Here is a 13,643-nt window from a genome sequence, read left to right on the forward strand (position 1 = left end):
AATACAATTATAAATATAATTAGAAGGAGATTGTCATGGCATTTACACCAAAAGAAAAAGAGATTTCGCAGATTATCGAAGCAACCCATCAACCTGAGCAGATTTCAGATGTAGCCAGCTTTGAAAGCTTTGAACGTAAGAAACAATTTCAGTTTACTTTGAAACCAAGCAATCGGAAAAAATTGGATGAAATTGCTAAAGCAGTTGGTGCAAAGTCTGCATCAGATTATCTTGATAAACTAATCGAAAGTTTATCGCTATAAATATAATTATATTTATAATTAAACAACCTTCCCAATAAGGGAAGGCTTTTATTTTTGAAAGAGTCATGCAGAAAGTTTTTGATGTTTTCAATCTAGTCATGATTTCAGTACAATAGGAAGTATGTTTAGATTTGATGAAAAAGAATTTATCGCAGAACTAGATCGCAAACGTGAGCAGCAATTCCTGAAGCGAGTAAGAGATTATGACGAGCAGATTGCTCCCTCCATGAGACTGAGGGGATATAAGCGGATAGATAGTACAGAGAGGACAGTTGTTTTTACATTTGGAGAGGTGACCTTCTCTAGGAATCGCTGGCGAAAGGGAAAGAAAAGTTGTTATCCCGTAGATGAGTGGCTAGGTCTAGAAAAGTATATGCGTTATTCTCCTGAGTTGATTTTTCACATGGCAAAACACGCTTCTGTTTTATCCTACCGTGAAGTTTGTCGAACAGTTAAGATGGCTTATCGCCTGGAGATAACAAAGGACGCTGTTTTGAAGTCTGTAAAAATGGCAGGCAGACTCTTTTCAGATAGGGAACGCTATCGGCTTTTTAGAGGTGATGAGCAACCGAAAAAAATCCAGGCAGATAAAATCTACCTGGAGGGAGATGGTGTGCTCGTCAAGACAACATCAAGCAATGATGAACGACACAATACAGACTTAGCCCATTTCCTGATTCATACTGGAGCGAAGAAGGTTGGTAATAATCGGTATGTACTAGAGAATAAGCATGAGATTATACATACAAGCCATGAACAAGCAAAGGAAGAATTGATAGACTATCTCAGCAATCATTTTGAAATCACTGATCGAACTCTTCTTATCACTAACTCGGACAATGGTAAAGGATATTCTCGCAGAATATTTCAAGAAATTAAGAAGGTCCTACGAATTAAACGTCATGAGCATTTCTGGGATGCCTATCATGTCAATGAAGAACTTAAACGATTCCTGAAGCCGTACCCGTCTACACTACTTGATCTTGCTTTTAAGGCTATCAAAAATCATCAGAAGAGCCTGCTTCAGACCGTACTAGATACAGTTGAATCTCTCATAGAAAGCCAGGAAGCTCTTGATAATTTTTACAATTTTCGTAAGAAATTATTAAGAAATTTCTGTGACACTAGGCCACCTAAACTTAGAGGATTGTCCTCACGTGGTATCGGGGTAATGGAGAGTCAGCACCGAAAAGTCACTTACCGCATGAAACATCGAGGGATGTATTGGTCCATCGAAGGGGCTTGTACCATGGCCAAGATGATTCTTATTGAGCGAATTGATCAGCTACACGAGCTGTTTTTTGGAGCTTGGAGACAAGAGTATGAGGAATTTAGGGATTCGGGATTAGGCGCAGGGTTTCGTATTAACCATAGGCCACACAAAGCTGTTATCAGAAAAAGAGGGCATAAATAATACAAAAAGGCAGACAAAAGCCTCTAAAAAAAGAATTTTTAGAGGTCTTTTTATCATGTTTTTATACAAAACAGTTGCTTTTTTGCCTAATGTGTGTTACAATAATAGAGTAAATATAAAAAAGAAAAAGGTGTAGAAGCAGCAACTTCTACACCACCGATTAAGACAAACCAACACTTTGCTTAATCAGTCAAACAATATTGTAGCATAAATAGTGCAATATAGTCAAGGGCTGGAGTAAAGTAAGGAACTTTTTCCAGTTTTTTTGTCTGAAAAATCTCGCTTTCTTATTGAGTTATAAGGATATTTGATTATTCCCAAAAATTTAGACACAAACAAGTTGAATGTAAAGGTTTACAAAACAACTTACTTATGCTATACTTAAATCACAAGTTAATACAAGGTGAGTGTTACTAAGTAATATTAGGCATGATCACAGGTGGATTAGAAATCAATAGATTTTCTAGTTCATTTGTGGTCATTTTTTGTACTCATATACCTTTAAGATGCAAAAGGAGGTTGCCATGTATCGAATTCTAAATCCAATGAATCACAATGTTTCACTTGTCAGAAATGACAAAGGAGAAGAGGTGATTGTGATTGGTAAGGGGATTGCATTTGGAAAAAAGAAGGGGGATTTGATTGCTGAAGAACAAGTTGAGAAAATCTTTCGGATGAAGACAGAAGAGTCCAGAGAAAACTTTATGGCTCTTCTCAAAGATGTTCCGCTTGATTTTATCACAGTGACCTGCGAGATCATTGATAATCTTTCTAAGAAATATAACTATCCGATTCAAGAATATCTCTATGTGACCTTGACAGATCATATTTACTGTTCCTATCAAGCTCTAACACAAGGAAGGTACAAGGATAGCAATCTGCCAGATATTTCTGCCAAGTATCCTGTAGCTTTTCAAATCGCAAAGGAAGCTTTTGAAATCTATCGTCAGAAGTTGACAGATCATTTCCCTGAGGATGAAATTATTCGGATCGCTTATCATTTCATCAATGCCGAAGGGGAAAATGAAGTTCAAGTGGTTGAGTCGATTGATAAGAGGAAAGAAATTTTCAGGAATGTTGAAGAAGTGCTGAAGAGTTACGCTATTCAACGAACCAAAGAGAATAATCATTTCTATGATCGTTTTATGATTCATTTGAATTATTTCTTGGATTATTTAGACAGATCTAGAGATAATAACCAATCACTTCTGGATATGGAAGATCATATTAAACAATCCTATCCAAAAGCGTTCGTGATTGGTTCCAAGATCTATGATGTGATTACGCAACATACGGGTCTTGATTTGTATAAAAGTGAACGAGTTTATCTAGTTCTACATATCCAACGTTTATTGTCATAAAAATTTAATTAAAAATACATAAGGAGAATTCTATCATGAATAGAGAAGAAGTAACATTGTTAGGTTTTGAAATCGTAGCCTATGCTGGCGATGCTCGTTCGAAACTATTGGAAGCCTTGAAAGCTGCTGAAGCTGGCGATTTTGCGAAAGCTGATACTCTCGTGGAGGAAGCTGGTGGCTGTATCGCCGAGGCTCATCACGCGCAAACAAGTCTATTGACCAAGGAAGCAGCTGGTGAAGATTTGGCCTATAGTGTGACCATGATGCATGGTCAGGATCACTTGATGACAACCATCTTGCTCAAAGACTTGATGCACCATTTAATCGAACTTTACAAGAGAGGAGTTAAGTAATGAACAAACTAATTGCTTTTATCGAGAAAGGGAAACCTTTCTTTGAAAAACTGTCTCGTAATATCTATCTTCGTGCTATTCGTGATGGTTTCATTGCAGGTATGCCTGTTATTCTCTTCTCAAGTATCTTTATCTTGATTGCTTTTGTACCAAACTCATGGGGCTTTAAATGGTCTGATGATGTTGTTAATCTCCTCATGAAACCTTATAGTTATTCAATGGGGATTTTGGCTCTCTTGGTAGCTGGTACAACAGCTAAGTCATTGACGGACTCAGTTAACCGTAGAATGGAAAAAACCAACCAAATCAACTATATGTCAACATTGTTGGCAGCAATTGTTGGTTTGTTGATGTTAGCAGCTGATCCGATTGAAGGTGGTTTTGCGACAGGTTTCCTTGGGACAAAAGGTTTGCTTTCAGCCTTCCTTGCTGCCTTTGTTACTGTAGCCATCTATAAGGTTTGTGTTAAGAACAACGTCACTATTCGTATGCCTGACGAAGTTCCACCAAATATTTCACAAGTCTTTAAAGATGTGATTCCATTCACTCTTTCAGTTGTTTCTCTTTATGTCCTTGATTTACTAGCTCGTCATTTTGTTGGTGCAAGTGTAGCAGAATCAATCGGTAAATTCTTTGCACCATTATTCTCAGCTGCTGATGGCTATCTGGGTATTACCATTATCTTTGGGGCCTTTGCCTTCTTCTGGTTTGTGGGTATCCATGGACCATCTATCGTTGAACCAGCAATCGCAGCTATTACCTATGCAAATGCCGAAGTCAACTTGAACCTTCTCCAACAAGGGATGCATGCAGACAAGATCCTTACTTCAGGTACACAAATGTTTATCGTTACCATGGGTGGTACAGGTGCGACACTAGTTGTTCCATTCATGTTCATGTGGTTAACAAAATCAAAACGAAATCGTGCAATCGGACGTGCTTCAGTAGCACCAACCTTCTTTGGTGTAAATGAACCAATCTTGTTTGGTGCACCGCTTGTATTGAATCCGATTTTCTTTATTCCATTTATCTTTGCACCAATTGCCAACGTATGGATCTTTAAATTCTTTATTGAGACGCTTGGCATGAACTCATTTACAGCCAACCTTCCTTGGACAACACCAGGTCCGCTCGGTATTGTTCTCGGTACAAACTTCCAATTCTTGTCATTTGTACTTGCTGCTTTGTTAATCCTTGTTGATGTAGCCATCTACTATCCATTCCTCAAGGTTTATGATGAACAAATTCTTGAAGAAGAGCGTTCAGGTAAAGCCAATGATGAATTGAAAGAAAAAGTAGCTGCAAACTTCAATACTGCTAAAGCAGATGCTATTCTTGAAAAAGCTGGTGTAGAAGCAGCGCAAAACACAATCACTGAAGAAACCAATGTCTTGGTTCTCTGTGCAGGCGGAGGAACAAGTGGTCTCCTTGCAAATGCTCTAAACAAGGCAGCTGCAGAGTACAAGGTTCCTGTTAAAGCAGCAGCTGGTGGCTATGGTGCTCACCGTGAAATGTTGCCTGAGTTTGATCTGGTTATCCTTGCTCCTCAAGTTGCTTCAAACTTTGAAGACATGAAGGCCGAAACCGACAAACTTGGTATCAAACTTGCCAAGACAGAAGGTGGCCAATACATTAAACTGACTCGCGATGGAAAAGGTGCTCTTGCATTCGTACAAGCTCAATTTGAACAATAAAATTTTAGAAGTGAGATGGAGAATAAAGCCTCACTAGCCTCCTCTCCATCTTATTTCTTTTTAATTGAAAGGTGAAATACATGTCAAAAACATTACCAAAAGACTTTATTTTCGGTGGCGCAACAGCTGCCTATCAAGCAGAAGGTGCTACACATACTGATGGTAAAGGACCAGTAGCGTGGGATAAATATCTTGAAGATAACTACTGGTACACTGCTGAACCAGCCAGTGATTTCTATCACAAATACCCAATTGACCTCAAACTTGCAGAAGAGTATGGTGTCAATGGTATCCGTATTTCAATCGCTTGGTCACGTATCTTTCCAACTGGTTATGGGAAGGTTAATGACAAGGGGGTTGAGTTCTATCATAATCTATTTGCAGAGTGCCACAAACGGCATGTTGAGCCCTTTGTAACTCTTCATCACTTTGATACGCCAGAAGCTCTACATTCAAATGGAGACTTCTTAAACCGTGAAAACATTGAACACTTTGTAGACTACGCAGCCTTCTGTTTTGAAGAATTTCCAGAAGTCAACTATTGGACGACCTTTAATGAAATTGGGCCAATCGGTGATGGTCAATATTTGGTTGGGAAATTTCCACCAGGTATCCAGTACAATCTTGCCAAAGTCTTCCAATCTCATCACAATATGATGGTGTCGCATGCGCGTGCAGTCAAGCTATATAAAGATAAAGGATATAAAGGTGAAATTGGTGTGGTTCATGCCCTGCCTACTAAATATCCTCTAGATCCAGATAATCCAGCAGATGTTCGCGCTGCTGAGTTGGAAGATATCATCCACAATAAATTTATCTTGGATGCAACTTATCTTGGACGCTATTCAGATGAAACAATGGAAGGTGTCAACCATATCTTAGCAGTCAATGGTGGAAGTTTAGATCTGCGTGAAGAAGACTTCGCTGTGCTAGGAGCTGCAAAAGACTTGAACGACTTCCTTGGAATTAACTACTACATGAGTGATTGGATGCAAGCCTTTGATGGCGAAACAGAAATCATTCATAACGGTAAGGGTGAAAAAGGAAGCTCTAAGTATCAGATTAAGGGAGTTGGATGTCGAGTAGCGCCTGACTATGTCCCACGTACGGACTGGGATTGGATTATCCATCCTCAAGGTTTGTATGATCAAATCATGCGCGTGAAACAAGATTACCCAAATTACAAAAAAATCTACATCACAGAGAATGGTCTCGGATACAAAGACGACTTTGTGAATGGGACAGTCTACGATGATGGGCGGATTGATTATGTTAAGAAACATATGGAAGTGATTGCAGATGCAATCACTGATGGAGCCAACGTCAAAGGCTACTTTATCTGGTCGCTGATGGATGTCTTTTCTTGGTCAAATGGCTATGAAAAGCGTTATGGCCTCTTCTATGTTGATTTTGAAACCCAGGAGCGCTATCCAAAGAAATCGGCTCACTGGTACAAGAAACTAGCTGAGACACAACTTATTGAATAAAATTCAACAAAAATTCCCCACCAAAAGGCAGGGGAATTTTTATGGTTTTGATAAAAGAATGGTTGTTTGTTTCGACAGCTCTTCAAATGTTTCCTGACTCAGTTTGGAATCTGAAACGATTGTATCAATCTCTGAGATATTGTAGAAGGTGTAAAAATCAAACTTATTAAACTTACTGTGGTCTGCCAGTAGATATTTTTTATTAGCATTGTTCAAGGCGATTCGTTGTACCTCGCCCTCTTCTTCACTGAAAGTAGCAATTGCCTTATCCTTAATACCATTACAGCTTACAAAAGCTTTAGAAAACTGAAGATTGGCTAAATCCTGCAGGGTAAGTGTTCCTACAAAAGCTCCAGTGATAGAGCGATAATTTCCACCAATCAAAATCAAATCTGTTAGTTTTCGTTCGTTTAGGATGAGAAAAACTGGAAGACTGTTTGTTACAACACGAATATTATCAATTGGGAGTTCACGAGCAAAACATTCTAAGGTTGTTCCTGGCCCGATAAAAATAGTTTCACCTTCGTCAATCAAATGCCCTGCAAAACGGCTAATTTCTTGTTTTTCAGCAATCTGCAAGCCTTGTTTTTCAACGTTTGAGCGTTCGTTGTTTAAGAGAGAACCTGTACGAAGTTTTTCAGCGCCGCCATGCACACGGACCAGCAAATCCTTGTCTGCTAGTTCTTGTAAATAGCGGCGAGCTGTCATATCTGACACATCAAGACTCTCCATAATCTCTTTTACAGTAATAGTGCCTTTTGTGTTTACTGCTTCTAGAATACTATCTAGTTTTTCTTGCTTTAGCATCCTTATCACCTCGATTTCTACTATTATTATCTTACCATAAAACGCTCAATCTTTCAAATAGACAAAAACAAAATAAAACAAAACAAAAATATCATGGTTGTTTTAAACAAACCATGATATTTTGAATGATCAGCCAAATTAGTCTAAACCGTAGTTGTAATCCTCGTCTTGCATGGCTTCAACTTCACCAAGGAGGTAACCATTTCCGACTTGAGAGAAGAAGTCGTGGTTAGAAGTTCCTGTTGAAATACCGTTCATGACGATAGGATCGACATCATCAGCTGAATCTGGGAAGAGTGGATCTTGTCCTAGGTTCATAAGCGCCTTATTGGCATTGTAACGAAGGAAGGTTTTAACTTCCTCAGTCCAGCCAACACCGTCATAGAGGCTTTCTGTATAGCCCTCTTCGTTCTCGTAGAGAGTGTAGAGCAAGTCGTACATCCATTCTTTGAGGTTTTCTTGCTCTTCTTCAGGTAATTCATTGAAACCAAGTTGGAATTTGTAACCAATATAAGTTCCATGGACAGACTCATCACGAATGATCAGTTTGATGATTTCAGCAACGTTGGCCAGTTTGTTGTTACCGAGATAGTAGAGCGGTGTAAAGAAACCAGAGTAGAAGAGGAAGGTTTCAAGGAAAACGCTGGCAACTTTCTTTTCTAGCGGGCTACCATTGAGGTAGATTTCATTGATAATCTCCGCTTTTCTTTGTAGGTAGGGGTTAGTGTTGGTCCATTCAAAGATTTCTTCGATTTCAGCCTTGGTATTTAAAGTCGAAAAGATAGAAGAATAAGATTTTGCGTGGACAGATTCCATAAACTGGATGTTGTTGAAAACAGCTTCCTCATGCGGTGTACGGATGTCTGCGCGAAGCGCCTGAACCCCTGTTTCAGATTGCATGGTATCCAAAAGGGTCAAACCACCAAAGACTTTTCCAACCAAGTCTTTTTCTTTGTTTGATAGTTTTCTCCAGTCGTCTAGGTCATTTGACAAGGGGATACGCGTATCAAGCCAGAATTGCTCCGTCAGCTTTTCCCAAGTTGATTTGTCGATGACATCTTCGATGGCATTCCAGTTAATGGCTTTGTAGTAAGTTTCCATTTGAAATCTCTTTCTGTATGTAATAATGCGATTGTCGAATCATCTCTATTTTATCATAGTATGAGAAGAGTATCGCACAAAAAGTCGGAAGACCGACTTTTTAGTTTTTCATAGTATTTAAGATACTTATCAAGTTTTTTCTGGCGGTTAACTTAATCAGTAGTCTGAGAAAACGTGGTTGCCTCAGATAAAAATTAAATCACACAGCTCTCACATTGGTTAGCACCGACTTCTCCACCATCATCTGTAAAGGTACGGACATAGTAGATAGACTTGATACCCTTGTTAAAGGCATAGTTACGAAGGATTGACAAGTCACGTGTCGTTTGTTTGTTTTCTTTCTTCCATTCGTAAAGACCTTTTGGAATGTCACTACGCATGAAGAGAGTGAGTGAAAGTCCTTGATCCACGTGCTCAGTCGCAGCCGCGTAAACATCAATCACCTTACGCATATCCATGTCATAAGCAGAAGTGTAGTAAGGGATGGTATCTGTAGACAATCCTGCGGCAGGGTAGTAAATCTTACCTATTTTCTTTTCCTGACGTTCTTCGATACGTTGTGTAATTGGGTGGATAGAAGCAGAAACGTCGTTGATGTAGCTGATAGAACCATTTGGAGCAACAGCAAGACGGTTTTGGTGATAAAGACCATCTGCTTGAACCTTTTCGCGAAGTTCAGCCCAATCAGCAGCACTTGGAATAAAGACATCTTTGAAGAGTTCTTTAACACGGTCTGATTTTGGAACAAATTCGCCAGTTACATACTTGTCAAAGTAGCTACCGTTAGCGTAGTCTGATTTTTCAAAGTTGTGGAAGGTGATACCACGTTCGCGGGCGATATTATTTGATTCCACCAAGGTCCAGTAGTTCATAAGCATAAAGTAGATGCTTGTAAATTCAACTGACTCAGGAGATCCGTATTCGATGAGTTGTTGGGCAAGGTAACTATGAAGTCCCATGGCACCAAGACCAAAGGTGTGAGCCAAACTGTTTCCGTGGTCGATAGTAGGGACAGCTACGATGTGTGAACTATCTGTAACGAAAGTAAGGGCACGAACCATCGCACGGATAGAACGACCAAAGTCAGGTGAAGTCATCATGTTGACAACGTTGGTTGAACCAAGGTTACATGAAACGTCTGTTCCCATTTGAAGGAATTCTTGAGCATCGTTGATCAAGCTTGGTTCTTGGACTTGAAGAATTTCAGAACACAAGTTACTCATGATAATCTTACCATCTACTGGATTTGCACGGTTAGCTGTATCAATGTTGACTACATAAGGGTAACCAGACTCTTGTTGCAATTTAGAGATTTCAGTTTCCAAATCACGAGCTTTGATTTTTGTCTTGCGGATGTTTGGATTTGCGACCAATTCATCATATTTTTCAGTGATGTCGATATAGTTGAATGGCACACCGTACTCAAGCTCTACAGAGTAAGGGCTGAAGAGGTACATTTCTTCATTTTTACGAGCCAATTCGTAGAATTTATCTGGGACCACAACTCCAAGTGAGAGGGTCTTAACACGAACCTTTTCATCGGCATTTTCTTTCTTGGTTGAAAGGAAGGCGATGATATCTGGGTGAAAGACGTTGAGGTAGACTACACCAGCCCCTTGACGCTGACCCAATTGGTTAGAGTAAGAGAAACTGTCTTCGAAGAGTTTCATAACTGGTACGACACCAGAGGCAGCACCTTCATAACCTTTGATAGGAGCTCCAGCTTCACGAAGGTTGCTGAGGGAAATTCCCACACCACCACCGATACGTGAAAGTTGAAGAGCTGAGTTGATGGAACGGCCGATAGAGTTCATATCATCAGTTACTTGGATCAAGAAACAAGATACCAATTCCCCACGACGAGCACGGCCTGCGTTCAAAAAGGAAGGAGTAGCTGGTTGGTAGCGCTGGTGGATGATTTCATTGGCAATATCAGTCGCAATCGCTTCATCCCCGTCAGCAAAATAAAGGGCGTTAAAGAAGACACGGTCTTCCATGCTTTCAAGGTAATATTCACCGTCATTAGTCTTCAAGGCATACTGGTTGTAAAACTTATAGGCAGCCATGAATGATTTGAATTGGAAGTTTTGGTCCTTGATAAATTGATGCAATTCTTCCAAAAACTCTGGACGGTATTTCTTGAGAAATGCAGTTTCGATGTAGTTGTGTTCAATGAGGTAGTTGATTTTATCAGTGATTGAATCAAAAACCATTGTATTTGGAACCACATTTTCTTTAAAGAAGGCATCCAAGGCTTCCTTATCTTTATGAAGCATGATTTGTCCATTGACAGGACGGTTGATTTCGTTATTGAGACGGAAGTAAGTTACGTCCTCAAGATGTTTTAATCCCATAAAATTTCCTTTATCTAATTACAAAAGAAAGGCCTCTAAGTTAGCCCTAGAAGCAATCTCTTCTGGATGATGTACTAAGATTATGCTAATTGTTTCAGTTTTCCTGGTTGGAAGCCTGAAAAGACTTCAGTTGGTGTTTGGATAACAGGAGCAGCGCTGAAACCGAGCTCTTTAACTTGATCGATGTACTCTGGTTGCTCGTCGAGATTGATCTCACGATAAGCGACATTGTTGCTGTCCAAGAAACGCTTGGTCATCTTACATTGGACACAGTTGTTTTTAGAATAAACGGTTACCATTTTCGTAACTCCTCTTTCAAAATTGATTACTTTCTTAGTATATCAGAAAAAAAACTTTGTCAAACTTTTTAAACTAAATCTTGTGCTAAAAAGTTACAGTTTCAAAAGCAAAGCACAAGATATAGTGTTTTGTCAGAGTTTAAAATTGGGTTTTCATTGAACTATCAAAGTTTATCAAAACAAAAAAACTATATACTGTATATTGGTAAGATAAATAGAAGATTTTCAGCAAGTTATCTGAAAGGAAATAGAAGAAAGTCCATAAAACACTTGAAAAATAATCTAGAAGGTGATATAATACAGTCTTGTAAGGGTTATCACATATAATCCAAAAAAGAAATAACTAAAGGAGAGTCAAACTATGGCTTCTAAAGATTTCCACGTAGTGGCAGAAACAGGTATTCACGCACGTCCAGCAACATTGTTGGTTCAAACAGCTAGCAAATTTGCTTCAGATATCACTCTTGAATACAAAGGTAAATCAGTAAACCTTAAATCTATCATGGGTGTTATGAGTCTTGGTGTTGGCCAAGGTGCTGACGTTACAATTTCAGCTGAAGGTGCAGATGCTGACGACGCAATCGCTGCTATCACTGAAACTATGGAAAAAGAAGGATTGGCATAAGGAAAATGACAGAAATGCTTAAAGGAATCGCAGCATCTGACGGTGTTGCAGTTGCAAAAGCATATCTACTCGTTCAACCGGATTTGTCATTTGAGACTATTACAGTCGAAGATACAAACGCAGAAGAAGCTCGCCTTGATGCCGCTCTACAGGCATCACAAGACGAGCTTTCTGTTATTCGCGAGAAAGCAGTAGGTACGCTCGGTGAAGAAGCAGCTCAAGTTTTTGACGCTCACTTAATGGTTCTTGCTGACCCAGAAATGATCAGCCAAATCAAGGAAACAATCCGTGCGAAGAAAGTGAATGCAGAAGCAGGTCTGAAAGAAGTAACAGACATGTTTATCACTATCTTTGAAGGCATGGAAGACAACCCATATATGCAAGAACGCGCAGCGGATATCCGCGACGTGACAAAACGTGTATTGGCCAACCTCCTTGGTAAAAAATTACCAAACCCAGCTTCTATCAATGAAGAAGTGATTGTGATTGCGCATGACTTGACTCCTTCAGATACAGCTCAATTGGACAAAAACTTTGTAAAAGCTTTTGTAACCAACATTGGTGGACGTACAAGCCACTCAGCTATCATGGCGCGTACACTTGAAATTGCAGCAGTATTGGGTACAAACAATATCACTGAAATCGTTAAAGACGGTGATATTCTTGCCGTTAACGGTATCACAGGTGAGGTTATTATCAACCCAACTGATGAGCAAGCAGCAGAATTCAAGGCTGCTGGTGAAGCTTATGCGAAACAAAAAGCTGAATGGGCTCTCTTGAAAGATGCTAAAACAGTAACAGCTGATGGTAAACACTTTGAATTGGCTGCCAACATCGGTACTCCAAAAGACGTTGAAGGTGTCAATGACAACGGTGCAGAAGCTGTTGGTCTTTACCGTACAGAGTTCTTGTACATGGATTCTCAAGACTTCCCAACAGAAGACGAGCAGTACGAAGCTTACAAGGCTGTACTTGAAGGAATGAACGGTAAACCTGTTGTCGTTCGTACAATGGATATCGGTGGAGATAAGGAACTTCCTTACTTCGATATGCCTCACGAAATGAACCCATTCCTTGGATTCCGTGCCCTTCGTATCTCTATCTCTGAGACTGGAGATGCTATGTTCCGCACACAAATCCGTGCCCTTCTTCGTGCGTCTGTTCACGGTCAATTGCGTATCATGTTCCCAATGGTTGCGCTCTTGAAAGAATTCCGTGCAGCGAAAGCAGTCTTTGACGAAGAAAAAGCAAACCTTCTTGCTGAAGGTGTTGCAGTTGCGGATAATATCCAAGTTGGTATCATGATTGAAATCCCAGCAGCAGCAATGCTTGCAGACCAATTTGCTAAAGAAGTTGACTTCTTCTCAATTGGTACAAACGACTTGATCCAATACACAATGGCAGCAGACCGTATGAACGAACAAGTTTCATACCTTTACCAACCATACAACCCATCAATCCTTCGTTTGATTAACAACGTTATCAAAGCAGCTCACGCTGAAGGTAAATGGGCTGGTATGTGTGGTGAGATGGCTGGTGACCAACAAGCTGTTCCACTTCTTGTAGGAATGGGCTTGGATGAGTTCTCTATGTCAGCAACATCAGTACTTCGTACACGTAGCTTGATGAAGAAACTCGATACAGCTAAGATGGAAGAGTACGCAAACCGTGCCCTTACAGAATGCTCAACAATGGAAGAAGTTCTTGAACTTCAAAAAGAATACGTTAATTTTGATTAATCGAAAAGTCCTTGCAACCCAGTTGCAGGGATTTTTTTAAAGAATTTTCAAAAAAATCTTTCTTATAGAAAGTCCAATCTTGAAAAAGTAGTGGTGGAGAACAAAAAATACTTAACCAGTTCATAAAATTCTTGACAAGTTACAAA

General features: G+C 39.7%; 12 protein-coding genes. 8 read left to right on the top strand and 4 right to left on the bottom strand.

The window, feature by feature from the left end:
• Positions 1-35 precede the first annotated feature (35 nt).
• The 6 genes from SORDD25_RS00760 to lacG all read left to right on the top strand — a co-directional run bounded on the left by SORDD25_RS00760 (position 36) and on the right by lacG (position 6,572).
• A complete protein-coding gene (locus SORDD25_RS00760; protein WP_061852252.1) occupies positions 36-263 on the top strand; it encodes a hypothetical protein in 228 nt (75 codons plus the stop codon).
• 121 nt (positions 264-384) lie between these two features.
• Positions 385-1,677, top strand: coding sequence for an ISLre2 family transposase (locus SORDD25_RS00765; protein WP_193750106.1), 1,293 nt, complete (start codon positions 385-387; stop codon positions 1,675-1,677).
• A gap of 524 nt (positions 1,678-2,201) precedes the next feature.
• Positions 2,202-3,038, top strand: a complete 837-nt coding sequence (locus SORDD25_RS00770) for a PRD domain-containing protein (protein WP_061852253.1) — start codon at positions 2,202-2,204, stop codon at positions 3,036-3,038.
• A gap of 35 nt (positions 3,039-3,073) precedes the next feature.
• Positions 3,074-3,391, top strand: a complete 318-nt coding sequence (locus SORDD25_RS00775) for a PTS lactose/cellobiose transporter subunit IIA (protein ID WP_001078327.1) — start codon at positions 3,074-3,076, stop codon at positions 3,389-3,391.
• Complete coding sequence (locus tag SORDD25_RS00780; RefSeq protein ID WP_061852254.1) at positions 3,391-5,085, top strand: lactose-specific PTS transporter subunit EIIC; 1,695 nt, start codon at positions 3,391-3,393, stop codon at positions 5,083-5,085. The genes SORDD25_RS00775 and SORDD25_RS00780 overlap by 1 nt, the downstream gene beginning before the upstream one ends.
• An 80-nt stretch (positions 5,086-5,165) precedes the next feature.
• Complete coding sequence (lacG, locus tag SORDD25_RS00785) at positions 5,166-6,572, top strand: 6-phospho-beta-galactosidase (RefSeq protein ID WP_061852255.1); 1,407 nt, start codon at positions 5,166-5,168, stop codon at positions 6,570-6,572.
• 39 nt (positions 6,573-6,611) lie between these two features.
• On the opposite strand, the gene SORDD25_RS00790 is transcribed toward lacG, so the two are convergent.
• The 4 genes from SORDD25_RS00790 to nrdH all read right to left on the bottom strand — a co-directional run bounded on the left by SORDD25_RS00790 (position 6,612) and on the right by nrdH (position 11,133).
• Positions 6,612-7,379 (bottom strand): DeoR/GlpR family DNA-binding transcription regulator, encoded by a 768-nt coding sequence (locus tag SORDD25_RS00790; RefSeq protein WP_061852256.1) that lies wholly within the window; start codon positions 7,377-7,379, stop codon positions 6,612-6,614.
• A 138-nt stretch (positions 7,380-7,517) separates the two neighbouring features.
• Positions 7,518-8,480 carry a class 1b ribonucleoside-diphosphate reductase subunit beta gene (gene nrdF / locus SORDD25_RS00795; protein ID WP_061852257.1) on the bottom strand — a complete coding sequence of 321 codons (963 nt, stop codon included), beginning with the start codon at positions 8,478-8,480 and terminating at the stop codon, positions 7,518-7,520.
• A 194-nt stretch (positions 8,481-8,674) separates the two neighbouring features.
• The gene (gene nrdE / locus SORDD25_RS00800) at positions 8,675-10,834 is read right to left on the bottom strand and encodes a class 1b ribonucleoside-diphosphate reductase subunit alpha (RefSeq protein WP_061852258.1); all 2,160 of its coding nucleotides are present in this window, start codon (positions 10,832-10,834) and stop codon (positions 8,675-8,677) included.
• Between the two features lie 80 nt (positions 10,835-10,914).
• Entirely contained in the window at positions 10,915-11,133 is a 219-nt protein-coding gene (gene nrdH, locus SORDD25_RS00805) for a glutaredoxin-like protein NrdH (RefSeq protein WP_000259240.1), read from the bottom strand.
• Positions 11,134-11,494: 361 nt separating this feature from the next.
• Between nrdH and SORDD25_RS00810 the strand changes: the two genes are divergently transcribed.
• Entirely contained in the window at positions 11,495-11,758 is a 264-nt protein-coding gene (locus tag SORDD25_RS00810) for a phosphocarrier protein HPr (RefSeq protein WP_000146948.1), read from the top strand.
• Between the two features lie 5 nt (positions 11,759-11,763).
• Complete coding sequence (gene ptsP, locus SORDD25_RS00815; protein WP_000138129.1) at positions 11,764-13,497, top strand: phosphoenolpyruvate--protein phosphotransferase; 1,734 nt, start codon at positions 11,764-11,766, stop codon at positions 13,495-13,497.
• The last annotated feature ends 146 nt before the right edge of the window (positions 13,498-13,643 follow it).

This window comes from Streptococcus oralis (genome assembly GCF_001579525.1).
GTDB classification, from domain to species: domain Bacteria; phylum Bacillota; class Bacilli; order Lactobacillales; family Streptococcaceae; genus Streptococcus; species Streptococcus oralis_M.